The sequence below is a fragment of the Klebsiella sp. PL-2018 genome (assembly GCF_019048985.1).
GTDB lineage: Bacteria > Pseudomonadota > Gammaproteobacteria > Enterobacterales > Enterobacteriaceae > Klebsiella > Klebsiella michiganensis.
The window spans coordinates 1,885,529-1,909,536 of record NZ_CP077673.1; the positions used below are offsets into that span (position 1 = coordinate 1,885,529).

Sequence of the window (24,008 nt, forward strand, 5' to 3'; positions counted from 1 at the left end):
GTGCGATTGCTCAACTGGAGAAGACAAGCGGCTATCAACGCGATGCCGGGGATTAAACCCGGGCAGATACGTACCCCGTGGCACGAGTTCTGGCGGCGGTTTCGCGGTCAGCCGGTGGCGATGGGAGCGGGGGTATTTGTTCTGCTGCTGATTGCGGTGGCGATCGTGGCGCCGTGGATTGCGCCGTTCAACGCGGAAAACTATTTTGATTACGACCGGCTCAACGACGGCCCGTCAATGATGCACTGGTTCGGCGTTGATTCGCTGGGGCGGGATATCTTTAGTCGGGTGCTGGTCGGCGCGCAGATCTCGCTGGCCGCCGGGGTACTGGCGGTATTCATCGGCGCGGCCATCGGCACCGTACTTGGGCTACTGGCCGGGTATTACGAAGGCTGGTGGGATCGCATCATTATGCGTATCTGCGACGTGCTGTTCGCTTTCCCGGGGATTTTGCTGGCAATTGCGGTCGTGGCGGTAATGGGGAGCGGGATGTCGAACGTCATCATCGCGGTGGCGATCTTTTCGATCCCGGCCTTTGCGCGTCTGGTGCGCGGCAATACCCTGGTGCTTAAGCAGCAGACCTTTATTGAGTCGGCGCGCAGCATCGGCGCCAGCGATGCTACCATCCTGTTTAATCATATATTGCCCGGAACGGTATCATCGATTGTGGTCTACTTTACGATGCGTATCGGGGTGTCGATTATCTCCGCTGCCAGCCTGTCATTTCTGGGGCTTGGCGCGCAGCCGCCGACGCCGGAGTGGGGGGCGATGCTGAACGAGGCGCGGGCGGATATGGTGATGGCGCCGCACGTGGCGCTGTTCCCGGCAATCGCGATTTTTCTGACGGTGCTGGCGTTTAACCTGCTGGGTGACGGCCTGCGCGATGCGCTGGATCCGAGGATAAAAGGGTAGCGTTCGAGGATTGCGCAGCCCGGACAGGTGTCCGGGAAAGCACACCGCACGTTAATCCTGTGCGGTTTTGTCGCCCGGATAAGGCGCGCGAGCGCCGTCATCCGGGATAGGTTAAGCGGGCGGAATTAAACCCGGCTGCCCCACAGATCGTATTCGTCGGCGTGTTCGACTTTCACCCGCACAACGTCGCCCGGTTTGACTTTACTCTCACCGTTCAGGTAAACCGCGCCGTCGATTTCCGGCGCATCGGCCATGCTGCGGCCAATTGCCCCTTCTTCATCCACTTCGTCGATCAGCACCATAATTTCACGACCGACTTTCTCCTGCAGGCGCTCGGCGGAGATCTGCTGCTGCAGCTGCATAAAGCGGTTCCAGCGCTCTTCTTTCACCTCTTCCGGCACCTGATCCGCCAGTTCGTTGGCGGTCGCGCCTTCAACCGGGCTGTATTTGAAGCAGCCGACGCGGTCGAGGCGGGCTTCTTTCAGGAAGTCGAGCAGCATCTGGAAATCGTCTTCCGTTTCACCCGGGAAGCCGACGATAAAGGTCGAGCGCAGGGTGAGATCCGGGCAGACTTCGCGCCACTGCTTGATGCGCGCCAGCTGGCGGTCGGCGGAGCCCGGACGCTTCATCATCTTGAGAATACGCGGGCTGGCGTGCTGCAGCGGAATATCGAGGTAGGGCAGAATTTTGCCTTCCGCCATCAGCGGGATCACATCATCGACGTGCGGGTACGGATAGACGTAGTGCAGGCGCACCCAGATACCGAGCTTCGCCAGCTCTTCGCACAGGCTAACCATACTGGTTTTGACCGGCATACCGTTGTGGAAACCGCTGCGATGTTTGACATCAACGCCGTAGGCGGAGGTGTCCTGAGAGATCACCAGCAGCTCTTTGACGCCGGCGTCGGCCAGGCGTTTGGCTTCCGCCAGCACTTCGCCAATCGGACGGCTGACCAGATCGCCGCGCATTGACGGGATGATGCAGAAGGTGCAGCGATGGTTGCAGCCTTCGGAAATTTTTAAGTAAGCGTAATGACGCGGCGTCAGCTTCACGCCCTGTTCCGGCACCAGGCTGAGGAACGGGTTGTGTTTAGGCTTCGGCGCGTAGTGGTGGACGTGTTCCAGCACCTGTTCATAGCTGTGCGGGCCGGTAATTTCCAGCACCTTCGGATGCACTTCGCGGATCTGATCTTCTTTTGCGCCCAGGCAGCCGGTGACGATCACTTTGCCGTTTTCTTTCAACGCTTCGCCAATCGCTTCCAGCGACTCCTGCACGGCGCTATCGATAAAGCCGCAGGTGTTAACGATAACCATATCAGCGTTATCGTAGGAGGGAACCACGTCATATCCTTCGGTACGCAGTTCAGTCAGGATACGTTCTGAGTCCACGAGGTTTTTCGGGCAGCCCAGAGAGACAAAGCCGATCTTCGGCTGAGGGGTGACATTGCTCATAGCTTAAAAAGTGTTCAATTATTGGGATGGTCAGGGCAGGGATTCTACAGAGATCGGCGGAAAGTTTATACTCCTTTTCTTGTTAGCCTGGCGATGTCCGTGTTTCTTTTTATCGGGATGATTATCCAGATTGTTAATCAAAATAAGGGAGTTATTCACCTTTTATCTTGCAACCCGGGGAAGTCGGTTTAGATCTGGTTTAACCTGAAGCGGTAAAATAGCCGCTGCTTTCAGTCTTTATTTTTATCAGGTTTCCCATGTTTAAAAAGTTGGGTGGTTTCGTCTGCGCGCTGGCCATGATTGGCGCGACGCCCGTTTATGCCAACGAGATGGCGTTATATTCGGTCAATACCGGTTCCTTTGTTTACCACATGACCGGCAATCACGGTCAATATAACGAAAAATTCAATAACCAATTTTTTTCCGTTGAGCGCAAGCTGTCAGCGGATTCAAAGTACAGCCTGTTGGCCGGCACCATGAAGAATAGCTTTGCCGACCGCTGCCTCTCTTTAGGGGCGAGGAGAGACTGGTACGCGGGGGCAAGCGGCTGGACGTTCAAGGGCGTCTATGCCTATACCGGCGAGTTTTTCTTTAAAGCCTTTCGCGATTGCGGGGATTCAGGCACCTATCGAACGGCGAAGAAAATCACCGGCGTCGGTTTCTCTCCCTATATTTATCATGGCCTGCAGTACAATTTTACCGATTATTTCGGCGTGGAAACGGGCATTATCGTCCCGGCCATATTTGTGATGAGCGTGCAGTGGAGCTTCCGCTAATTTGCCCGAAAGAGGCTTCCGGGCGAATTTTGATTAATGGCTTTGCGCAACGCCAGCGCCTGGCGCAGCCCCCGGCGCGGTCGGTTCTCTATTGTCGCGCAGCGTAAATACCGAGATCAGCGTAAACAGCCCGGCAATGCCGCCCAGAATATAATAGGTATGCGCGAAGCCGATGGTGTCGTACAAATACCCGGCCAGCGGCGAGTAAATCGCGGTGGCGATGGAGGCGACGAACAGCACCAGCAGGTAGACCGTCGAGGAGAGCTTGTTGTCGAAGTTGGCGGCGATAAATTTAAACACCGACACCAGAATCAGCGGTTTTTCCAGCGCATGCATCATTTTGACCGCGCCGATCCACACCGGGCCCAGCGGAATCGCGGAGCCGACGATACGCACCGACATGATCAGTCCGGCGATGATCAGCGCCCATTTCGCGCCGGTGCGGTTTACGAACCACGGCATCAGGCATAAAAACAGCGTCTCGCCGCATACCTGAATGGAGGCCAAAATGCCGTACCAGCGATTGCCTTCTTCCGGCGTCGGGAACTGCAGAGAAAAGTACTGGGCAAACTGCTGATCGTAGGTGTCGTAGATTTGCGTGACGAACAGGGTAAAGACCAGCAGCATCCAGAACTGGCCGTTCTTCGCCAGCTCCAGGGCATGCGAAACTTTCAGCGCGCTGGTTTTCTGCATTTCCGCTTCGGTCAGCTCGATTTTGGTCAGCATAAAACAGAGCGCGGCAATCACAATGGCGATACTCGCCAGCCAGAAGGCGAGGTTCGGATTGCTGTCGATATACTTGCCGACGATCCACGCGGCGGCGGCCCAGCCTAACGATCCCCACATTCTTACCCGGCCATATTCGAACTGGTAGCGCCGCGAAATTTTATCAATATACGAATCAATCACCCCGCAGCCGGAGTTAAAAATTATTCCCAGGTATACTCCGCCAAGCAGCGCACCCAGCCAGAAGCTGTGCACCAGCAGCGGCGCGTACAAATAAATAAAGAACGGGCCTACCGGTAGCAGCATGGCGACCAGGATCCAGATCAGCCGCTTTTTCAGGCCGAACTTATCGGAAATAAAGCCGAAGAAGGGCTGCATCAGCAGGGCAATAAAGGCGTTGACCGAGTAGAGCAGGCCGGTTTTCGTTGCGCTAATCCCGAGGTGCTGAGTCGTCCAGATCACAAAGAACGCCATGGTCGAGGACCAGGCGAAGAGATAGAGGAAATCGAAAAGACTCAACAAGATATAGTTTCTTTTGCCGGGCGTCATCATTTCAGTTCCTTCAAGCGATAGAGATAAAGGTTACAAACAGGATCGATATGCCTGCCGTTCTTATTGAATGTTATACGTAATACATTTTATTTGATGATATGACACCCGGCGGCATTTTCTGGCAACGTGAATTGCGCTAATTTGTGATCATTACTGCAATAAATGATTTTATATCCCAGTGTTGGAATTTTTACTTTTATGAGAACGTATAACATTTTTGGCTTTCAGGAGATGATGTCGCAGGTGGGGATTTTAAGCTTCGTTGTAACATTGTAAAGGATGTTAATGACCTGAGAATTATTGATCTGCCTCATCGTTTTGTACAAAAAATGACCATATTATGATTGTGGTAAAGGACGACAGAGGAGGAACCGCGATGAGCGTTGACAGACTATATCGTAACCTGATGAATAAGCTGATTAATGCCAACATTGATCTCGATGCTTATTTACAGCTGCGTAAAGCAAAAGGCTATATGTCAGTCAGCGAAAACGACCATCTACGTGATAACTTGTTTGAACTGTGCCATGAAATGCGTCAACACGCGCCGCGCCTGCAGCACGTCGTTGCGCCGGAGGAAAAGGATGCCCTGCGGCTGGCGGGCGAAGCCGTCGCTTCCGCGGCGGTGTGCCTGCTGAGCGGACATCATGACTGCCCGTCCTACATCGCTGTCGACGTAGATAAGCTGGAAAGCTGCCTGGCGGTATTGCGGCTAAATATTCATAAATTGAATGATTCCAAGCCCATTACTCATGCCTGAGATCGGGGGGAGCCTGCTCCCCCCGATTAATGTTATGTAAAAATCCCTTCCCGTTTTCCCACGCTGGCTACCCTTATCGCATTGCTGACAAAAGGAGTATGCCATGCGCCAGACCATTACCCTGATGATAGCCCTTACCGCACTGTTGCTGCCTGCGGCTGCCCTTGCCGCCCGGGAGCGCGTAGAGGTGCTGCAGAACCAGCTTGAACACCCGTGGGCGCTGGCCTTTCTTCCGGACGATCGGGGCATTCTGATGACCCTGCGCGGCGGTGAGCTCCGGCTGTGGCAGCGGGAAAAAGGCCTCGCGCCTGCGATTTCGGGCGTACCGCAGGTCTGGGCCAACGGGCAGGGGGGGCTGCTTGACGTGGCGCTGGCCCCGGATTTCGCCCAGTCGCGCCGGGTCTGGCTAAGCTACGCCGAAGGCGGGAGTGACGACAAGGCCGGGACCGCCGTAGGCTACGGCCGACTGAGCGAGGATCTCCAGCGCCTGGAAAACTTCCAGGTGGTTTTCCGCCAGCAGCCGAAGCTCTCAACCGGCAACCATTTTGGCGGGCGGCTGGTGTTCGACGGCCGCGGTTATTTGTTTATCGGTCTCGGGGAGAATAACCAGCGTTCGACCGCTCAGGATCTCGATAAGCTGCAGGGAAAAGTGGTGCGGCTAACGGCTGATGGCAAGGTCCCGGACGATAATCCTTTTGTCGGCCAGGCTGGCGTCAGGCCGGAAATCTGGTCTTACGGTATTCGCAACCCCCAGGGGATGGCGATGAACCCGTGGAGCGATACGCTATGGTTAAATGAACACGGCCCGCGCGGCGGGGATGAGATCAACCTGGTGCAAAAAGGGAAAAACTACGGCTGGCCGCTGGCGACGCACGGCATTAACTATAGCGGCCTGCCGATCCCGGAGGCCAAAGGCAAAACGCTGGAGGGAACCGAAGCGCCGCTGTTTGTCTGGGCGAAGTCGCCAGCGGTGAGCGGTATGGCGTTTTACAACGCCCCGACCTTCCCGCAGTGGCAGCACAGGCTCTTTATCGGCGCGCTGAAGGATACGTCGCTGATTGTCCTCAAGGTTGACGGCAATAAGGTGACGGAACAGGAGCGGATTCTGGGCGATCGCGGTAAACGTATCCGCGATGTGCGCGTTGGACCCGATGGCTATCTGTATGTCTTAACCGACGAATCCAACGGCGAGCTGCTGAGGGTGAGCCCGGCGGGCTAATATCAGGTGACCGGGATCATCACCACGTTGCGCCAGACCTGGCGCTGGTTAATCTGCTGATACCAGCGCTGCAGGTGCGGGCGCGGTTGCCAGGTTTTCACGGTCTCCAGCAGGTTATAAATGAACGGCGCGACGGCGATGTCGCCGAGGCCGAAGGCGTCGCCTGATAGCCACTGACGGCGCGACAGTTCGTCATCGAGAATGGCGAACAGGGTCTCGCAGGTGGCAATACCGGCTTCAATCGCGGCGGGGTCGCGTTTTTCCGGCGGGGTTCTCACCAGCCCCATTAAAATCGGCCGATGGGCCGGCGAGAGCGAACCGTTGGCCCAGTCCATCCATTTCTCTCCCTGAGCGCGTTCGGCGGGCGACTCCACCCACAGGCGATCCTGACCATACTGCGCGGCCAGATAGCGGATAATGGTGTTTGATTCCCAGAGCACGATATCGGTCGTCTCATCTTTCAATAGCGGTACCAGCCCATTGGGATTCATGACCAGATAGGCCGGATCGTGATTCAGACCGAACTCCAGGCCTGCCAGAATTTGCTGATACGGGAGGTCGAGTTCTTCCAGCACCCAGCGCACTTTCTTCACATTGGTCGAGTTATTTCTGCCCCACAGCGTAATCATATCCGCTCCTGCTTTTTATTTCGCCGCCGTTGCGGCGTAGTGAGCATTCATGTTGGAATAAAGTTAATATTTAGGCAACCGCGATCAAAAAAATTGCGCTGTTTGCAGCACCGGGCGAGGTTATTGCGTAAACTTTAAAAACTTTACCAACTCGCTGTTTCTTTAAGGTCATTTGTACGCTTTACTCACCGGCTGCTGCGGCGCGGAACGAGTGTGGCGGCATATTTTTGTTTGGAAAGGATACTTGGGTGGCTCTTATGACGCATGATGCTTTTTCCCTTCGCGGCCTCGCGGCAGGCTGCGCACTTTTACTTCTCGTTGCGCCTGCGGTGCAGGCTGCGGAACAACTCCCCGATGCGCCATCCATTGACGCGCGAGCCTGGATCCTGATGGACTATGCCAGCGGCAAAGTGCTCAGCGAAGGCAATGCCGACGAAAAACTCGACCCGGCGAGCCTGACCAAAATCATGACCAGCTACGTTGTCGGCCAGGCGTTAAAGGCGGGTAAGATTAAGTCTACAGATATGGTGACCATCGGACGCGATGCGTGGGCCACCGGTAACCCGGCGCTGCGCGGCTCTTCGGTGATGTTCCTCAAGCCGGGGATGCAGGTGTCGGTAGAAGATCTTAACAAGGGCGTCATCATTCAGTCCGGCAACGACGCCAGCATCGCGATAGCCGACTACGTGGCGGGCAGCCAGGACGCGTTTGTCAGCCTGATGAACGGCTATGCGCAGAAAATGGGCCTGACCAATACCACCTTTATGACCGTGCACGGTCTGGACGCGCCGGGTCAGTTCAGTACCGCCCGCGATATGGCGCTGCTCACCAAAGCGATGATCCATGACGTGCCGGAAGAGTATGCGATCCATAAAGAAAAAGAGTTCACCTTCAACAAAATCCGCCAGCCGAACCGCAACCGCCTGCTGTGGAGCACGAACCTCAACGCTGACGGGGTGAAAACCGGGACCACCGCCGGGGCGGGCTACAATCTGGTTTCTTCCGCGACGCAAAACGATATGCGCCTGATTGCCGTCGTGCTCGGCACCAAAACTGACCGTATCCGTTTTAACGAATCAGAAAAACTGCTGACCTGGGGATTCCGCTTCTATGAAACCGTGACGCCGATTAAACCCGATGCCACCTTCATTACCCAGCGCGTCTGGTTTGGCGATAGCAGTGAAGCGAAGCTGGGGGCGGGCGAGGCGGGTTCCATCACGCTGCCGAAAGGCCAGCTGAAAAACCTCAAGGCCAGCTACACCCTGAACGAGACGCAGCTGACCGCGCCGCTGACCAAAGGGCAGGTTGTCGGCACCATCGACTTTAAACTGAATGATAAAACCATTGAGCAGCGGCCGCTGATTGTGATGGAAGCGGTAAACGAAGGCGGTTTCTTTAGCCGGATGATCGATTTCGTGCTGATGAAACTGCACGGCTGGTTCGGCGGTTGGTTCTCTTAAAATGCAGGCCGCGCCCTGCGGGGCGCGGTTAGTAAAGCAGTGAAATTTGTTTTTCCTTCGCCAGCGCGAGCAGATCGTCATCCGGACACACGTCGCTGGCTATTACGTCAAACTGCGATAAATCCCCCATCCGCGCCGGCCGGACTTTGCCGAATTTACTGTGATCGACAACCAGCACGTGGTAGCGAGCGCTTTTCATCGCCCAGTGTTTGACCGGCAGCTCTTCCAGGTTAAAACAGGTCGCGCCCTGCTCGCAATCGACGCCCGCGGCGGAATAAAACGCGATGTCCGGGCACAGATGGCTCAGCGTATCCTGCAGGCTTAGCGGTTTAAAAATGGCGTTGCTGGCGTGGAACTCGCCGCCGCACAAAATTGCGCGGCACTGGGGCTTTTCCTGTAAGGAAAGAAAGGTATTGAGCGAATAGCAGACGCCGGTAAAGGGCAGGGCGCTATCGATGGCGTCGATGATCCACGGCGTGGTGGTCCCGCAGTCAAAAAAGGCCATCTGGTGGGGCTCAAGCAGCTTTGCCGCATGGCGGGCTGCGCGGCGTTTTTCATCCACAAGGCGCGTTTTCTGATCGCTCAGCAGATAGTGCGTTGCGCTGCGCGGCTCCAGAACGATATAGCCGCCCAGTAACACGACCGGGCCGCTGTGGCCGTTGAGGTCGCGACGAATGGTCATCTCTGACACGCCAAGCAGGGTGGCCGCTTCTTTTAGATGGAGTTTATCACTGCGCTTGAGTGCCTGAATAAGCTGGCTGATGCGTTCGTCACGACGAGTTTCCATATTCCCTCTAAGCTGAAAGCGCCCTGCATTGACAGGGCGTCAGCGGCGATTTTACCTGCCGGAAGAGGCTTAGTCACGTGCAGGAATCGGGCGCTGCCGCAACTTTACCGGCTGGTCAGGAACGTCTATTCGCGCACCCAGCCTTTGCGAATCGGCAGCGAAAAGAACAGGCGGTACAGCCGCTGCAGATGCTGATAGAGGGTTTTTCCGCCGCTTTGCCACAGCAGTTGGGCGCTAAGGCAGGCGATCATCGCGGTGAGAAGCCCGCCCAGCATGTCCATCGGCCAGTGAACGCCGAGATAGACCCGGGCCCAGGCAATCGCGCAGGCAACGGCGATAAGCAGCGCGCCCGACCACAGGCGGTGCCAGAACATAAAGGCCAGCGCAAAGGTAAAGCAGATAGTACCGTGATTGCTTGGGAAGGAGTTATTGGGTGAATGATGCAGGAAGTTATAGCCCACACCGGCGGCAAACGGACGTTCATGCGGAAAAAACACGCCGAATATCCATGAAAGCGTGAGGCTAATCGCGAGCGCCATCATCACCTTAAATACTAGCTGACGCTGGTTTGGCCCCCAAAGCCATAAGGCGAATACCAATAATGGCACAATAATAATCAGGTCTTTGGCGATAAACGTCGCGATTTCAATTGCCCACCACGGCGACGCGGGGGTGGCATTGAGGAATGCAAACAGCGAGTAGTTAATATTTTCCAGCATACATCCAGGCTCTTGGGTCCGTTAGCAACAAGCCGCCCACCTTAAAAAACGGTGGCGATAAGGTAAAGCAGTATTGTCTTAATTATCAGTTTGTTATGAATGAAAGTGCACATGTGGCTTCGTTAACAGACTGAGTAAAGGAGTATATAGCCTGTAATCTAATTGAAACATAAACGAAATATATACAGTGGGATTTTCATTCGGTGATGGCGACGCGGTCTCTGCGTGGCGATATTTCTCTTCATCGCTCACAATTCACTATCTCCCCGGCACGACTTTCATTAAACTTTGCGCGGTTTTATTTAAATAAGAGATTTCATGCACAATTCTTCGCTTTCAGGCAAACGCCTCGGACGTCAGGCGCTGCTCTTTCCGCTGTGCCTGGTGTTATACGAATTCGCCACCTATATCGGCAATGACATGATCCAGCCGGGAATGCTCTCGGTGGTGGAAGAGTTTGGCGTGGGCAATGAGTGGGTTCCGACCTCAATGACCGCCTATCTGGCCGGCGGTATGTTTTTGCAGTGGCTGCTGGGGCCGCTTTCGGATCGCATCGGCCGCCGTCCGGTCATGCTGACCGGGGTGGTGTGGTTTATCGTGACCTGCCTGGCGACGCTGCTGGCGCAGACGATTGAGCAGTTCACGCTGCTGCGCTTTTTGCAGGGCATCAGCCTGTGCTTTATCGGCGCGGTTGGCTATGCGGCGATACAGGAGTCTTTTGAAGAGGCGGTGTGCATCAAGATCACGGCGCTGATGGCCAACGTCGCGCTGATTGCGCCGCTGCTTGGGCCGCTGGTGGGCGCGGCCTGGGTTCATCTCCTGCCGTGGGAGATGATGTTTGTCCTGTTTGCCGTGCTAGCCGCTATCGCCTTTTTTGGGCTACAGAAGGCGATGCCGGAAACCGCCACCCGCATGGGCGAGAGGCTATCGGTTAAAGAGCTGGGGCGTGATTATCGTGAGGTGCTGAAAAACCTGCGCTTTGTCGCCGGCGCGCTGGCCACCGGCTTTGTCAGCCTGCCGCTGCTGGCGTGGATTGCCCAATCGCCGGTGATCATCATCAGCGGCGAGCAGGCGACCAGCTACGAGTATGGTCTGCTGCAGGTGCCGATATTTGGCGCGCTGATTGCCGGTAACCTGGTGCTGGCGCGCCAGACTTCCCGCAAGACGGTGCGTTCGCTGATTATTCTCGGCGGCTGGCCAATTATGATCGGCCTGCTGATCTCCGCCGTCGCGACGGTGGCGTCAACCCACGCGTATCTGTGGATGACCGCCGGGCTGAGCGTTTACGCCTTCGGGATTGGGCTCGCTAACGCCGGGCTGGTACGCCTGACGCTGTTTGCCAGCGAGATGAGCAAAGGAACGGTGTCGGCGGCGATGGGGATGCTGCAAATGCTGATCTTTACCGTGGGTATCGAAGTGAGCAAGCACGCCTATGAGGCTGGCGGCAGCGGACTCTTCAGCTTGCTCAACCTGCTGAGCGGGGTGCTCTGGCTGGCGATGACGGTCTACTTCCTCAAGGATAAACGCGTAGGCAGCTCCCTCGAACCGCAGTAATCTTCAGATGCCCTGCTGCGACGTTACGCGCCGCAGCAGGCGCGGCCTCAGGCGAACGGCGCTTCGCGATTAAGCACTTTATCAATAATATGCAGCACGCCTTCTTCGTTATTGTGCGGCGCGCGGTAGCCGGCGACGGCCTTCACCGGCGCGGCGGCGTTGGCCATGGCGAAACCGAAGCCGGCATGCTGCAGCATTTCGATATCGTTGCCGCTATCGCCAAACGCCACCACTTCATGGTTCTCGATGCCCCAGCGTTCCTGCAGGATGCGCAGTCCGTTGGCTTTGTGCACGCCGGGAATAATCAGGTCAATGCTGCCGTAGCCGGTAGCGACCGCGGTCACCATATCGCCAAGCGCAGCGTGCAGCTTCGGCTGTATCTGCGGGATCAGCTGGTCCGGGACGTTGAGACCGAACTTCAGAATTTCATCATCAGCAATATGATTAAAGTCGTCGACCAGTTCGAGGCGATGATAGTACTTCGCCGCGACCGCTTTCAGCTCATCATTATACTGGTTGAGGGTATAAGCGCTGCGCTTACCGCAGGCGATGATTTCAATGTTGGTCAGCGTCTGGAGATGGTCGATAACAGTATTGAAATGTTCCTGCGGCATTCGGCAGTTAAATACATCTTCTCCGGCGCTGACCACCCAGCCGCCGTTTTCGGCGACAAAGGCGATCTCGTGCGCTACCTCCGGGAAGAAGGAGATAAGCTGGTAATACTGGTTGCCGCTGGCAACGACGAAGCGGATGCCCTGCTCGCGCATCCGTTGATACTGGGCGAGGAAGCGCTGACGGTTATAGGTTTTGGCATCGCTCAGAAAGGTGCCGTCCATGTCTACCGCAATCATTTTGATGCTCATTAACTGTTCTCCATCACGGGTTCAGATTGTGGCTTCGCTACCGCGCGGGCGACGATGGCCGCGACCAGCACGAGTGCCAGCACCACCATCATGGCGCTGCGCAGGCCGAAGTGTTCGCCGAGAAAGCCCAGCAGCGGCGGCCCGACGAGGAAGGCGAGGTAGCCGGTAATCGCCACCACGCTGACGCGCTTCGGCGCATCGGGGCCGGTGTCGCTGGCGGCAGAAATGGTCAGCGGGAAGCCCAGCGACGCGCCGAGGCCCCATAATAGTACGGAGAGTCCGGCGACCCACGGGTTATCGACGAAAATAATCAGGCCAATGCCCAGGGCGCCCATTACCGCGCTGGCGCGAACCACCGTCACCCGGCTGTAGCGGTCAATAAACCAGCCGCCGGTGAAGCGGCCAAGGGTCATGCCGAGGGTGAAGCCTGCGTAAATCAGCGAGCCGGAGGTTGGGCTGAAGCCGTGGCCGTCAACCATCAGCAGCGGCAGCCAGTCGTTGGCGGAGCCTTCAGCAAAGGCCATGGCCAGGACGATCACGCCAATCAGCAGCAGTTGGGCATCGCGCCATATCGGCAGGCCTTTGCCTTCATGGCGCGCCGCTTCCGCCGCATTTTTGCCGGTACCTTCAGGGATCGCGCGGATGGCGATAGCAATGGGGGCGACGGCCACCAGCGCCGCCAACAGGATGTGCGGCGCGGCGGGCAGGCCGAAGCCGGTTACCGCCATACCAATCCCGGCGCCGATGAGCGTACCGAAGCTGTAGAAACCATGCATCATCGGCAGGACGGTTTTATTCATCTCACGTTCAACGGCGGCGCCTTCGACGTTAATGGCCACTTCCGCGGAGCCAAAGCTGGCGCCGAAGATGGCTAAGCCGATAGCAAACAGCACCGCCGAGGTAAACCATAGCGCGGCGCTGAGCACCAGCATGCCGACCACCGCGCAGGACATGGTGGCGCGAATCACTTTACGGGTGCCGAATCGATTGACCAGCCACGCTGAGCAGAGGATGCCGCTCATCGAACCTATTGATAGTCCAAATAATACAATCCCCATTTCCGCCGTCGATAGCGCGAGCAGATCGCGAATCGCCGGCGTGCGGGTCGCCCATGAGGCCATGAGTAATCCGGGGATAAAAAAGAACATGAAGAGCGCCCACAGCCTTAGCTGGAGGGCTCTGCGGGAGGTTTGCGCTGTCATCCGTAAATGCCCGAGAGTGAAGAGATGCAGACAACAGTAGCAAGGTTGTGTACATTTGTACATCCAGGCAGGCTGCCGCGGAATGCTTTTTTATTGACCTCTATGATTCGATTCAGCCTGAGGCATATTTGACGCGTACGCCGTGGGATTCAGCATCTGTTTAAATGAAAGAGGAAAAGGGGATGGCCCGTCGACCAAACGACCCGCAGCGGCGGGAGCGGATTTTGCAGGCGACTCTGGACACGATCGCGATACACGGTATCCACGCGGTCACGCACCGGAAAATCGCCACCTGCGCGGGCGTGCCGCTGGGCTCGCTGACCTACTATTTCAGCGGCATTGAGGCGCTGGTCGAAGAGGCGTTCAGCCTGTTTACCGGCCAAATGTCGGCGCAGTATCAGGAGTTTTTTGCCGATGTGCATAGCCGCGAAGAGGCCTGTGACGCCATTGCGGAGCTGATTTTTAGCGCCCAGGTGACAACCGCGCGCAATATGGAGCTGATGTATCAGCTGTATGCTTTTTGCAGCAGCCAGCCGAATTTAAAAGCGGTCATGCAGAACTGGATGCTGCGCAGCCAGCAGACTCTTGAGCAGTGGTTTGAACCGGCAACGGCCCGCGGGCTTGACGCCTTTATCGAGGGCATGACGCTGCACTTCGTGACCGACAGAGCGCCGCTATCGAGAGAAGCGATTCGACTGATGGTAGACCGGCTGGCGGGAGCGTGAGCGGGGCGCAGAAAACAAAAAAACCATTTATGTAAACGGGTTAGTGAAAACAGCGACTTGCAATATTATCACCGAGTTAGGTTGGTGGTAAGGAGTGGAGATTACGGGGCAATGCCAACCGCTGCCGCCATTTTGTCGCCACTGTTTGTTGTAACTTTACGAATTCCCTTTAGCCTTTGGTTGGTATCCAAGCACTTTTATTAGGGTTCCATCGCTTGGTCATATCCAAAGTGAGTAGGGTTACCAGAAAACCTCCGCGATAACCTCCCTCTATTGAGTCTCTAACGACACCACCGCTCAAGCCACGATTATAGCTGACCTTGATTTCAGTTATGCCATCCAGAGGTTCAGCTAAGGTCATTGTCAGTGTATCGTCAAACACAGGAAAGCCATCAGTACCTAAAGTAAGTGGCCTTTGTGAATACCAGTATGAGTGCCCGCGAGCATTCGCTAGGTCTTCAGCATATCTTTCCATTACATCCATCGTGTAATAGTTGTTGTCATGCTCCTTTCTGGATTCTTCGGCCCATTTGTCATAAGAAGTAAAATAGCTCACGACATCTTTCTGATACTGCTGGTTATCTTTCCATGCACTGTATTGGAGCCAGCCCGCAACTGAGCCTATGAGCAGAACAGCTACAGAAAGTAAAATTAAGGAAATACGAAACAAGGTTTTCTTGTGTTGTCCGATAAGACGCCAAATAACAATAATTAACACAATAGCGAGTAGAAAAAGAACGATCTGAGACATCAGAATTCTTGCCTAAATGAGGTATTTAAAGGGTGATTAGGCTGAATTATACATGCGCGCATTAGATTGTCATTGGCAAATCATCGATGGAATGTTGTCCGGTAATGTAGCTAAAGGATTAAAGCGAAGCGCTGTTTCAATATGATCAGGGGCCAGGTGGGCGTAACGCATGGTCATTTTTATGTCGTGGTGACCGAGGATCTTTTGTAGGGCAAGTATGTTTCCTCCCGGCATCATAAAGTGCTCTGCAAACGTGTGGCGCAGAACGTGGGTAAGCTGGCCGCGCGGAAGCACGATGGAGGTTTTTTCCATCACGGACAAGAACTGGAAGTAGCAATCCGTAAAGAACTTGAAGCCGTCTAGGGCAATGATTTCCTCGTAAAGCTCTTTGCTAATCGGAATGCTTCGGTTCTTTTTGCCTTTGGTCCTGACGAACGTGATTCGGTACTTTGTGACCTGGGAGCGAGTGAGGTTCACCGCTTCGCGCCAGCGTGCTCCGGTACTCAAACAGATCTTGACGACTAAAGCGAGCAGGGTGCTTTGGCGTTGGCAGTCGTAAAGCAACTCAGCGATCTGCTCATGCGTTAGCTAGGCCATTTCTTTTTCGGCAATCGTGAACTTACGCATGTTCTCCAGCGGGTTCGGTGCCGCCCATTCTCCGAGTCGTGCCAGCTCGCTAAAAACGCCACTCAGATAGCTTTGTTCGAGGTTGATTGTTACCGGGCTGGCACCTTTCCTCCACTTCTCACTGAAATAGATTTCACCCGTAAGGCGTTTGTCCCGGTAATGCGCGAACAATTTCGAGCTGAGATCAGTAGCAATTGGGTTTCCGAGTGCATTGACCATCAGGACCAGCTTATCGTAAACATGCTCGCCAGCGGTCAGGGATTTGCTATGCAGTTTGAACCAGAGTTCAATTACGTCTTTCAGAGTTCGACGGTCTACCGATTCACCCAGCCAGGGCTTAGTTAGCCTCTGCCTCGTCCATAGTATGGCGTTCAAAAGCCAGTGCCTCTCCTTTGGTGGCAAACTGCTTACGCACACGACGCCCACTGCGTCCGGCGGGGTAGCATTAGCAAATCCATTTTCCGGAGTCGAGTTTTCGTACTGCCATAAAAAAGCCCTCATGTCTGAGGGCTTAATTTAACTGTGTATTTGAACAGTAATCAATGTTTTCTCAGTATGAATCAAACAACTGGTGTTATCCACGCCACCAAGTCCTCAACACTATCATAATCAGTGCAGATGTCTGACAGAGGTTGTGCCTCAGCGTTAGATTTGAATTCGGCCCAAGCCGATTCACTTTTTTCTGTCAGGCCCAGATGATTTTCAATTGCTCCTTTTTGCCAAATCCATATATTTGATTCTAGTAATTTATTAGCCAAAGATAATATTAGTGGTGCCGCATTAGCTTTTTGTGACATAAGTTCATAGGCTTGCGCTGCAGTAACTACACCATTCTTTGTTGGTAATCCAGAAGCATCTAATGCACATTGCCCATCATTCTGCATATCAACTAAAATAGCCTTAAGCCCGATAATATCGGGGTCGTTACCTTGTAGGAAATTATTTCTTATTGCACCCCTGAGTGCAAAATCAAGATCAACGATTGCCTTTGTCGGTATGTCCATACTGGCAAGTATTTGCATGGTTTTCGAAATGCTATCAACTGAACCAGTTTCTATTAGGGCCACTTGCATTTGACCTGTTGTTTTATTATTTATTTTTTTGAATATAAATGGCAATAGGGTTGTTTCAGTTTTTCCTTCTGTTAGAACAACGTTATTAGCAAATAATATTTTTGAAGATTGTGTTAGTGAAAATAAATGTGTAGCTTGCGCAGGACGTTGTACTATTACTTGATTTACTGCTTCAGATATTGTCAACCTACAATGTGTTCCTTGTTGGTTGTTTTTTCGTATTAAAATAGTATCCTTAGCCAAATCAGAAGTAATCATTTGTGAGGAGTGAGTTGAAAAAATGATTTGATAGCCATGTTGGGATAAGGTATTTAATGATTCTCTTATTTGTTCTATTGCAAAAGGATGGAGATATAATTCTGGCTCATCAATTAATAGTAAGGTTGTTGTTCCGATGTTCTCATTTGTAGTAATGTCAGCTAAATGGCGAATAAGCGCCATCTGGATAGAGCGCTGAGTTCCATGACCGTAACATGAGCAGTCTCTTGCTATATCTGGCAGAGAGTCTTCGTAAACTTTTACTGTTCCAGCTTTAAAAATATCTTCAAAATTCGGAAGTTCAAAATGTAGTTTAAGATTGATGCCAGGGAAAAAATCTGCAACTTTATCACTAATTGAGTTATCGATATCAACAAGGTCTGATAGTCTTTTATTTCCTGAGGCCGTCATTCTCCTGTTTACTGCTTCTATGTGCTTCAATATTCTATTTGAGTGTTGCTCCTGAATTTTAGCGCTCAACTCTGATAATAATTTACCTATTGTTGTTCCTGCTTTTGATTTAGACGAATCCTCTGCTGCGTTTTCCATCGCTCCGATGCGTATAGGATCTGGAAATAAGGCCTTTATCGCATTATCGATCCCTGATGGTGATGGTCGGAATAGGCCATTATCTGGATTCTTTATTAGTAGCTTCACATCTTTTGCTGCTAATGCACCAACAGACTGGGTGCGTTTGAATGTTAATGTGCCTGCTGTAATAAATGGATTAATACGATTTCTGTTTTCTTCTGTTAAAGCTGACAGTATCTCGTCGGTAATACCTTCAACTTTACCCTCAACTTCTATCTCGTTATCATTATTAAAGTAATCGCTTGGTGACAATACCTTTTTCTTAAATAACCACTCAATAGCGTTCAGAATAGTGGATTTCCCCGCATTATTGTATCCAATTAAAGGTGTGAACAAGGAAAAATTTAAGTTTTTCTTTACAAGATCTAAAGTTTTTAATTGATATATTTGAAAGTCTATGGCTCATTATTATGTCCCTTATAAGTAATCATTTTATTTTCAAAACAACACTTGCCGTTACTTCTATATCGTCCAGCATACAGTCAAATTCTTTGCTGCCCCCAGAAACGAGAATTTTATTTTTAGGCAGGCGTGTTATTTCTCGAATGGAGACTTCATTGTCAATGTTAACTAGCCATATACCATCACGAACGTTAGTAAAATCCTTACTGCAAACGTAATTATCATGCCCGTGACGAACATAAAACAACCGACTAACTTTTGTAGGCAAAAGAGAGTTATCGAATGTTACAGCACCGTTTTCAGATAGCACTCCCTCAACTAGGTCAAATCTAGGTAGAATAGTGGTGTTCTCTTTTTGTGAACTTGTCGGCCTACCAGTTCCAGTAACAAGCCACGCTAAGTCAGATTCAGTTTCTAATGCACATTGTATTACCCACTCTGCAGGAAAAGAGTCACGCATGTATCTAGTTGCTAAAGTACTTTTTGATATACCTAAATGATCACATAAAGCCTGTCTTGTCTTGAAACCATAGGCTTCAACCATGCGCTCTATAGCCCCACGACCGCCTTTTTCCAAATTCATGGTCACTCCAAGTGAACTTTTTTTGGCGATTTCATGATGCGATCGCATGTTTATGGTGTTCACAAAATACAAACGATCAGTATTCATCCTGATTAATCATTGCTAAACGAGGAATGTTGCATCATGAGACCTAACATTTCAATCACTCTCATCACACCCCACGTCACTATAGAAAGATATAGTGAACTCACAGGGTTATCTATTGACAAGCGTTCTGGTTACCAGGCTGACTGAATATGGGGTAAGGCAGGATGAGAGTACGCATTAGTGATTCCGCACCATGGGAAACTCCCTCCCATATGGCATCCTGCGGTTTGAGAACGCAGTGCATGTCAATGGTGCATGGATTCGCATGATCCAAAAAGGATCGCAACGGGTCGGGGCCGCCAGGACTGGCTCGCTTTCCGGCCCGTCATGCATCTGCATGAAAACCACTACACAATGCGGGCAGGCGTGGCGGGGATACGAGCACGCGTTGAGTTAAAATCTCTTGAGTTGATGAAAATAAGAGGTATTTTAATCTAGCACAGTAAATCCTAACAACTCATAAGGATAATGATAATAATGCAAATAGTTTCCGTTATAAATTATAAAGGTGGCGTTGGTAAAACAACAGTTACGTCTAATTTAGCAGCTGAATTAGCATTCCGAGGAAAGAATGTTTTAGTTCTGGATATGGATGCTCAAGCAAGCCTGACATTTTCGTTTCTAGCTCCCGATTATTGGGACGACCATCTTAAAAATGAAAGGACCATTAAAAACTGGTTTGATTGTATTAGTCAGGGAGAGCAAACAATGCCTCTTTCGACTTTAAGGGTGCGACCTGAACCAGTTAATAGTAGATTTGGTAGAAATGGTGGATGTTTAGATTTAATTTCTTCTCACCTCGGGTTGATAAATGTTGATCTTGAACTTGCGACTCTTCTAGGAGGAGCTAGCCCTAGCCAAACTCAAAAAAAATATCTTAAAGTTCATGGTAAACTTAGAGAGGAACTTAAAATCTTAGCTGATGAAATGAATTATGATGTCGTTTTAATTGATTGCCCACCTAACTTTAATATCGTAACAAAAAATGCTTTAATTGCATCAGATAAAATTTTAATACCAGCAAAACCTGATTATTTGTCAACTCTAGGTATTGATTATTTAAAAAGAAGCGTAGATTCTCTGGTTACAGACTATAATTTCTATGCCGATAAAGATGAAGATTATGAAAGAGTAGCTCCTGAAATCCTCGGAGTGGTTTTTACTATGATTCAAATTCATTCAGAACAACCTATTGCTGCGCAAAGGCAATATATTGCGCAGACAAGACGTCTGGGTGTCCCCGTATTTGATGCTATTTTTAGGGAGAATAAAACTATATTTGCTGATGCCCCTAGAGATGGAATTCCTGTAGCATTAATTGGCTACTCGCATTCAACTCACTCTTCTATTGTTGGAGAGATTGAGGATTTTGTTGATGAATTCCTTCAAAAGATTGGAGAGTAAAAGTGAGTAAAGCTAAAATTTTAACTGTGCTATTTCGTGAATTACAAGATGCAGTTCTTGAACTCAATGAGGGGGAGTTGGAAAAAATTATTTCAGGCGAGTATCAATTTGTCCTTAAGGTAGTTAAAAAACGAATTGGTACTAGTGCAAAGATAAGTCCAGTAGATGATTTTAGCTATAGCGAGTTGCTTAATTTACTTAACCAGTGCGAGTCAAGAGAACAAGGTAACGAGCTTTTGTCGCGTGAGCTAAAGACTAAATCTGAGTTTGAAAAATTCGCGCGTCATGTCGAGGTTGCTGTAATGAAAAGCGATAAACTCGAGAAGATTAGAGATAATATTATTGAGTCGACAGTAGGTGCTAAACTCCGTTCTGATGCCATTCAGAATAAAAACTAATCAATAGCCGCCAATTTGGCGGCTATTTGTCATAATTCATAATTCCTAAAATTAATGACATTTACGTCAAGCCACCTATTTAATTCCTCCAGTCGTTTCTGAAGAGGTAATATAGCGGATTTACGACCAGCATCGAGCTGGAAGTGAAAATTGATGATTTAGTAATGGACTGAGGTTTTCAAAAGAGAGCTTAAAAATCACAAAATGAAACAATATTGTATCATTATTGCGCTTTCAGCAAAAAAGGCGGGGATGTAAAATGATGATTTGCCCATTATGTGGAAGTGCAGCCCATACTTGCAGCAGTTTCCAAGTCTCTTCAATGACCAAAGAACGTTACAACCAGTGCCAGAATATCAACTGCAGCCATACGTTCGTAACGCATGAGACTTTTGTTCGCTCAATTTCTACACCTAAAGAGGCCCATCCTGTGCAGCCTCACCCCACAAATTCAGGCCAGGCTGCGCTAGCTCTTTGAGGCTGTCGCCACTTTGTCGCCATGACTTAAAAAGAGGGTTTGTAACTCAATGATTTTAAAGGCCGTAAAATTCAGGCAACAAAAAACCCATCAACCTTGAACCTAAGTGGCGGGGTTGATGGGCTCCACAAAATGGGGACATCAAAGAAAAGCAGTGGCACTACTTATGACTGATGCCAGCAAAAAAAGTTCTGCGTATGCGCGTTTTTTTCTTAAAAAATTCACTGTAGCCCCGGCCAGATGATGACAATCAGCGTACCTGCCAGGGTTAACAACACGTTAGCGATGGCGTAGGTCCCCGCGTATCCCAGCGCAGGAATATTGCTGCGCGCGGTATCGCTGATGATTTCCATCGCCGGCGCGCAGGTACGGGCCCCCATCATGGCGCCGAAGAGCATCGCCCGGTTCATGCGCAGCACGTACGCGCCGAACAGGAAGCAGATAACCACCGGCACCAGGCTGACGATGAGGCCCGCCGCCAGCATCTGACCGCCGACGGCGCCGAGGCCGTTATTTATGCCGGCGCCCGCGCTGAGCCCCACGCCTGCCATAAACACCATCAGGCCGAACTCCTTCACCATATTCAGCGCCCCCTGCGGAATGTAGCCAAACGTCGGATGGTTGGCGCGCAGGAAACCGAGCATAATGCCGGCAAACAGCAGACCGGCGGCGTTACCGATGCCGAAGCTGAACGAGCTGAACTGGAAGGTGATCATGCCGATCATCAGGCCAACGATAAAGAAGGCGCAGAAGGCGAGCAGGTCGGTCACCTGGCTGTGGATGGAGATAAAGCCGATACGATCCGCGACGGTTTTAACGCGACGCGCGTCGCCGCTGACCTGCAGCACATCGCCCTTGTTGAGCACCACGTTATCGTCGATAGGCATTTCGATCTGGCTGCGGATAACGCGGTTTAAGAAGCAGCCGTGATCGGTCAGCTTCAGCTGCGCCAGGCGACGGCCGACGGCATTGTGGTTTTTGACCACGATCTCTTCGGTGACGATGCGCATATCGAGCAGATCGCGGTCGAAGACCTCTTTGCCGTTACGGAAGCTTGGGTCGAGGCGGGCATGGGCATCCGGGTAACCCACCAGGGCGATATCATCGCCCATCTGCAGCACCGCATCGCCGTCCGGGTTCGCGAGAATGCCGTTGCGGCGGATGCGCTCAATGTAGCAGCCGGTCTGGCGGTAAATGCCCAGCTCGCGCAGGTTTTTACCATCAGCCCACGCCACCAGCTCCGGGCCGACGCGGTAGGCGCGGATCACCGGCAGATAGACCTTGCGCCGGGAGTCGGTATCGAGGCCGCGCTCGCGGGCGATTTGCTGGGCGCTGGTCTGCAAATCCTGATGCTGCAGCTTCGGCATATAGCGGGCGCCGACGATCAGGCTGACCAGGCCAATCAGGTAGGTCAGCGCATAGCCGAGGCTCAGATGATCGAGCGAGAGGGCGAGCTGGTCGCTGGGCATGCCGAAGTGCCGTAGCGTATCCCCGGCGCCCACCAGCACGGGCGTGGAGGTCATGGCGCCGGCGAGCATCCCGGCCGTCAGGCCGATATCCCAGCCGAAGAGCTTACCCAGCCCCATGGCGATCAGCATCGCGCTGCCGACCATCACCAGCGCGAGCATCAGGTAATTTTTGCCGTCGCGAAAAAAAATAGAAAAAAAGTTGGGCCCCGCTTCCACGCCGACGCAGAAAATAAACAGCATAAAGCCGAGATTGAGGGCATCAGTGTTAATACTGAAATGCTGTTGCCCTAATAATAGGGAAACCACTAAAACGCCAATGGAATTACCAAGTTGTACCGACCCGAGACGCAGTTTCCCGAGGCAGAGTCCTAATGCAAGCACAACGAACAATAACAGGATGTAATTCCCGTTTAACAAATCTGCGACGTTTATATTCACGAAAGCCAACTTCTCATTTACTAGTAAGTTGTTGAAGGAAATGGTTATTTGGTCTAAGGTTGGTCCAGTGTTCGCGTTGTCCCGAACGCTATTCTGGCATCCCGTTATAACCAGCAAAATATAGTCGATAGTTTAATCTTTCCTGGAGGCTGCGGCTAGTAACAATCGTGTTTACATTGACGGGATCTTTTATTGGCATGGATTGCCAGAATCTTTATCTGACTGGGCGAAGTGGAAGTTGGTTAGAGGCAAAATCAGGAGGATGTCGTGAAATCTGAGCGTGCTTGGGCCGGTATTATCTGTGGGTTCTTTCTATTTATCGTGGTTTGTTTATCACTACTGTTACATATGAAAGGCGCCTTTCGGGCTACTGGTCACCCTGAGCTCGGGCTGCTGTTCTTTTTGCTCCCCGGTGCGGCGGCAAGCTGCCTCTCTCCCGGGCAGCGGGTACTGCGTCCGCTTATTGGCGCGATGCTGGCTGCACCTGTATGTCTGGTGGTTATGCGGCTTTTCTTTGTGACCGAGCGTTCTTTCTGGCAGGAACTGGCGTGGCTGTTTAGCGCGGTGTTCTGGTGCGCGCTGGGCGCGCTGTGCTTTTTGTTTATTTGCGCCTGGCTTGATACCAGACGCAGGCACTCGTCAGAGGAGTGAGCCGTCTCAGGCGAACAGGCCGAGATTCTCTTTCGCCCAGGCTTCAAAGTCAGTGCAGCCGCCAATGTGCTTCTGATCGACAAAAATCTGCGGTACGGTTTCAACCGGTTTACCCACGGTTTTTTCCAGGTCGGCTTTGCTGATGCCTTCTGCGTGAATATCAATATAGCGATAGTTAAAATCATCACGCTCGTTGCTCAGCTTTTCCGCCAGCTCTTTGGCGCGAACGCAATAGGGGCAGCCTGGACGACCAAAAATTACCGTAAACATAGTCCTTCTCCTTAAACCTCAGCCGGATGGCGAATGCCGCGTATCATGCCGCGTTATGTCGAGGAGGGAAAGAAGGTTCTGCCTTTTGCTTCGATGGCTTAAGGCTATGTTTGGTAAATATTCTGCTGATGAAACCGCTATACTCCCCTGATACGCGACCGGTTTTTGCCCGGGAGCGTGCATGATTTTGACC

General features: G+C 52.0%; 23 protein-coding genes and 2 pseudogenes. 12 read left to right on the forward strand and 13 right to left on the reverse strand.

Translation table 11 applies throughout. The features are described from left to right. Positions 1 to 912, forward strand: coding sequence for a glutathione ABC transporter permease GsiD (gsiD, locus tag MKleb_RS08735; protein WP_217076573.1), 912 nt, complete (start codon positions 1 to 3; stop codon positions 910 to 912). A 125-nt stretch (positions 913 to 1,037) separates the two neighbouring features. Here gsiD and rimO read toward each other — a convergent pair whose 3' ends face one another. Next, positions 1,038 to 2,363 (reverse strand): 30S ribosomal protein S12 methylthiotransferase RimO, encoded by a 1,326-nt coding sequence (gene rimO / locus MKleb_RS08740; protein ID WP_025108078.1) that lies wholly within the window; start codon positions 2,361 to 2,363, stop codon positions 1,038 to 1,040. A gap of 296 nt (positions 2,364 to 2,659) precedes the next feature. On the opposite strand from rimO, the gene MKleb_RS08745 reads away from it, so the two are divergent. Beyond that, positions 2,660 to 3,139 carry a hypothetical protein gene (locus MKleb_RS08745; RefSeq protein ID WP_161506334.1) on the forward strand — a complete coding sequence of 160 codons (480 nt, stop codon included), beginning with the start codon at positions 2,660 to 2,662 and terminating at the stop codon, positions 3,137 to 3,139. 33 nt (positions 3,140 to 3,172) lie between these two features. On the opposite strand, the gene MKleb_RS08750 is transcribed toward MKleb_RS08745, so the two are convergent. After that, the gene (locus tag MKleb_RS08750; protein WP_025108077.1) at positions 3,173 to 4,414 is read right to left on the reverse strand and encodes an oligosaccharide MFS transporter; all 1,242 of its coding nucleotides are present in this window, start codon (positions 4,412 to 4,414) and stop codon (positions 3,173 to 3,175) included. 379 nt (positions 4,415 to 4,793) lie between these two features. Here MKleb_RS08750 and bssR point away from each other — a divergent pair, with 379 nt between their 5' ends. Continuing rightward, positions 4,794 to 5,177, forward strand: a complete 384-nt coding sequence (bssR, locus tag MKleb_RS08755) for a biofilm formation regulator BssR (RefSeq protein WP_004849210.1) — start codon at positions 4,794 to 4,796, stop codon at positions 5,175 to 5,177. 103 nt (positions 5,178 to 5,280) lie between these two features. Further along, positions 5,281 to 6,396, forward strand: coding sequence for a PQQ-dependent sugar dehydrogenase (locus MKleb_RS08760; RefSeq protein WP_025108076.1), 1,116 nt, complete (start codon positions 5,281 to 5,283; stop codon positions 6,394 to 6,396). Between the two features lie 2 nt (positions 6,397 to 6,398). Here the strand turns inward: MKleb_RS08760 and MKleb_RS08765 are convergent, their stop codons facing one another. Continuing rightward, positions 6,399 to 7,025 (reverse strand): glutathione S-transferase family protein, encoded by a 627-nt coding sequence (locus MKleb_RS08765; RefSeq protein ID WP_025108075.1) that lies wholly within the window; start codon positions 7,023 to 7,025, stop codon positions 6,399 to 6,401. Positions 7,026 to 7,282: 257 nt separating this feature from the next. Between MKleb_RS08765 and dacC the strand changes: the two genes are divergently transcribed. Then, on the forward strand, positions 7,283 to 8,485 hold the full coding sequence (dacC, locus tag MKleb_RS08770; RefSeq protein WP_029946969.1) for a serine-type D-Ala-D-Ala carboxypeptidase: 1,203 nt from the start codon (positions 7,283 to 7,285) through the stop codon (positions 8,483 to 8,485). Positions 8,486 to 8,513: 28 nt separating this feature from the next. On the opposite strand, the gene deoR is transcribed toward dacC, so the two are convergent. Then, a complete protein-coding gene (gene deoR / locus MKleb_RS08775; RefSeq protein ID WP_004849345.1) occupies positions 8,514 to 9,272 on the reverse strand; it encodes a DNA-binding transcriptional repressor DeoR in 759 nt (252 codons plus the stop codon). Positions 9,273 to 9,397: 125 nt separating this feature from the next. Next, a complete protein-coding gene (gene ybjG, locus MKleb_RS08780) occupies positions 9,398 to 9,991 on the reverse strand; it encodes an undecaprenyl-diphosphate phosphatase (RefSeq protein ID WP_025108035.1) in 594 nt (197 codons plus the stop codon). A 318-nt stretch (positions 9,992 to 10,309) separates the two neighbouring features. On the opposite strand from ybjG, the gene MKleb_RS08785 reads away from it, so the two are divergent. Next, positions 10,310 to 11,545 carry an MFS transporter gene (locus MKleb_RS08785; protein WP_025108034.1) on the forward strand — a complete coding sequence of 412 codons (1,236 nt, stop codon included), beginning with the start codon at positions 10,310 to 10,312 and terminating at the stop codon, positions 11,543 to 11,545. A 47-nt stretch (positions 11,546 to 11,592) separates the two neighbouring features. Here MKleb_RS08785 and MKleb_RS08790 read toward each other — a convergent pair whose 3' ends face one another. Both MKleb_RS08790 and MKleb_RS08795 read right to left on the reverse strand, forming a co-directional pair. Further along, complete coding sequence (locus tag MKleb_RS08790; protein ID WP_025108033.1) at positions 11,593 to 12,408, reverse strand: Cof-type HAD-IIB family hydrolase; 816 nt, start codon at positions 12,406 to 12,408, stop codon at positions 11,593 to 11,595. Then, positions 12,408 to 13,610, reverse strand: a complete 1,203-nt coding sequence (locus MKleb_RS08795; protein ID WP_025108032.1) for an MFS transporter — start codon at positions 13,608 to 13,610, stop codon at positions 12,408 to 12,410. The genes MKleb_RS08790 and MKleb_RS08795 overlap by 1 nt, the downstream gene beginning before the upstream one ends. A gap of 182 nt (positions 13,611 to 13,792) precedes the next feature. Here MKleb_RS08795 and MKleb_RS08800 point away from each other — a divergent pair, with 182 nt between their 5' ends. Then, positions 13,793 to 14,335 (forward strand): TetR/AcrR family transcriptional regulator, encoded by a 543-nt coding sequence (locus tag MKleb_RS08800; RefSeq protein WP_025108031.1) that lies wholly within the window; start codon positions 13,793 to 13,795, stop codon positions 14,333 to 14,335. Positions 14,336 to 14,504: 169 nt separating this feature from the next. On the opposite strand, the gene MKleb_RS08805 is transcribed toward MKleb_RS08800, so the two are convergent. The 4 genes and pseudogenes from MKleb_RS08805 to MKleb_RS08820 form a co-directional block, all read right to left on the reverse strand. After that, positions 14,505 to 15,086: a hypothetical protein gene (locus tag MKleb_RS08805; RefSeq protein ID WP_025108030.1), complete on the reverse strand. Its 582-nt coding sequence runs from the start codon at positions 15,084 to 15,086 to the stop codon at positions 14,505 to 14,507. A gap of 69 nt (positions 15,087 to 15,155) precedes the next feature. After that, a pseudogene (locus MKleb_RS30205) lies at positions 15,156 to 16,200 on the reverse strand (tyrosine-type recombinase/integrase). A gap of 73 nt (positions 16,201 to 16,273) precedes the next feature. Continuing rightward, positions 16,274 to 17,887, reverse strand: coding sequence for an ATP-dependent nuclease (locus MKleb_RS08815; RefSeq protein ID WP_217076574.1), 1,614 nt, complete (start codon positions 17,885 to 17,887; stop codon positions 16,274 to 16,276). 175 nt (positions 17,888 to 18,062) lie between these two features. Continuing rightward, positions 18,063 to 18,620, reverse strand: coding sequence for a phage repressor protein CI (locus MKleb_RS08820; RefSeq protein ID WP_071889118.1), 558 nt, complete (start codon positions 18,618 to 18,620; stop codon positions 18,063 to 18,065). Between the two features lie 123 nt (positions 18,621 to 18,743). On the opposite strand from MKleb_RS08820, the pseudogene MKleb_RS08825 reads away from it, so the two are divergent. The 4 genes and pseudogenes from MKleb_RS08825 to MKleb_RS08840 form a co-directional block, all read left to right on the forward strand. Further along, positions 18,744 to 18,851: pseudogene (locus MKleb_RS08825) on the forward strand (regulator); the annotation flags it as partial. A 333-nt stretch (positions 18,852 to 19,184) separates the two neighbouring features. Continuing rightward, complete coding sequence (locus MKleb_RS08830; protein WP_025108028.1) at positions 19,185 to 20,111, forward strand: ParA family protein; 927 nt, start codon at positions 19,185 to 19,187, stop codon at positions 20,109 to 20,111. A 2-nt stretch (positions 20,112 to 20,113) separates the two neighbouring features. After that, positions 20,114 to 20,509: a hypothetical protein gene (locus MKleb_RS08835; RefSeq protein ID WP_025108027.1), complete on the forward strand. Its 396-nt coding sequence runs from the start codon at positions 20,114 to 20,116 to the stop codon at positions 20,507 to 20,509. Between the two features lie 259 nt (positions 20,510 to 20,768). Continuing rightward, the gene (locus tag MKleb_RS08840) at positions 20,769 to 20,987 is read left to right on the forward strand and encodes an ogr/Delta-like zinc finger family protein (protein WP_071998104.1); all 219 of its coding nucleotides are present in this window, start codon (positions 20,769 to 20,771) and stop codon (positions 20,985 to 20,987) included. 221 nt (positions 20,988 to 21,208) lie between these two features. Here the strand turns inward: MKleb_RS08840 and MKleb_RS08845 are convergent, their stop codons facing one another. Then, positions 21,209 to 22,894, reverse strand: a complete 1,686-nt coding sequence (locus tag MKleb_RS08845; RefSeq protein ID WP_004849356.1) for an aspartate:alanine antiporter — start codon at positions 22,892 to 22,894, stop codon at positions 21,209 to 21,211. A gap of 267 nt (positions 22,895 to 23,161) precedes the next feature. Here MKleb_RS08845 and ybjM point away from each other — a divergent pair, with 267 nt between their 5' ends. Further along, on the forward strand, positions 23,162 to 23,545 hold the full coding sequence (ybjM, locus tag MKleb_RS08850; RefSeq protein WP_004849358.1) for an inner membrane protein YbjM: 384 nt from the start codon (positions 23,162 to 23,164) through the stop codon (positions 23,543 to 23,545). Positions 23,546 to 23,551: 6 nt separating this feature from the next. Here the strand turns inward: ybjM and MKleb_RS08855 are convergent, their stop codons facing one another. Then, positions 23,552 to 23,815, reverse strand: a complete 264-nt coding sequence (locus tag MKleb_RS08855; RefSeq protein ID WP_004100567.1) for a GrxA family glutaredoxin — start codon at positions 23,813 to 23,815, stop codon at positions 23,552 to 23,554. Positions 23,816 to 24,008 lie beyond the last annotated feature (193 nt).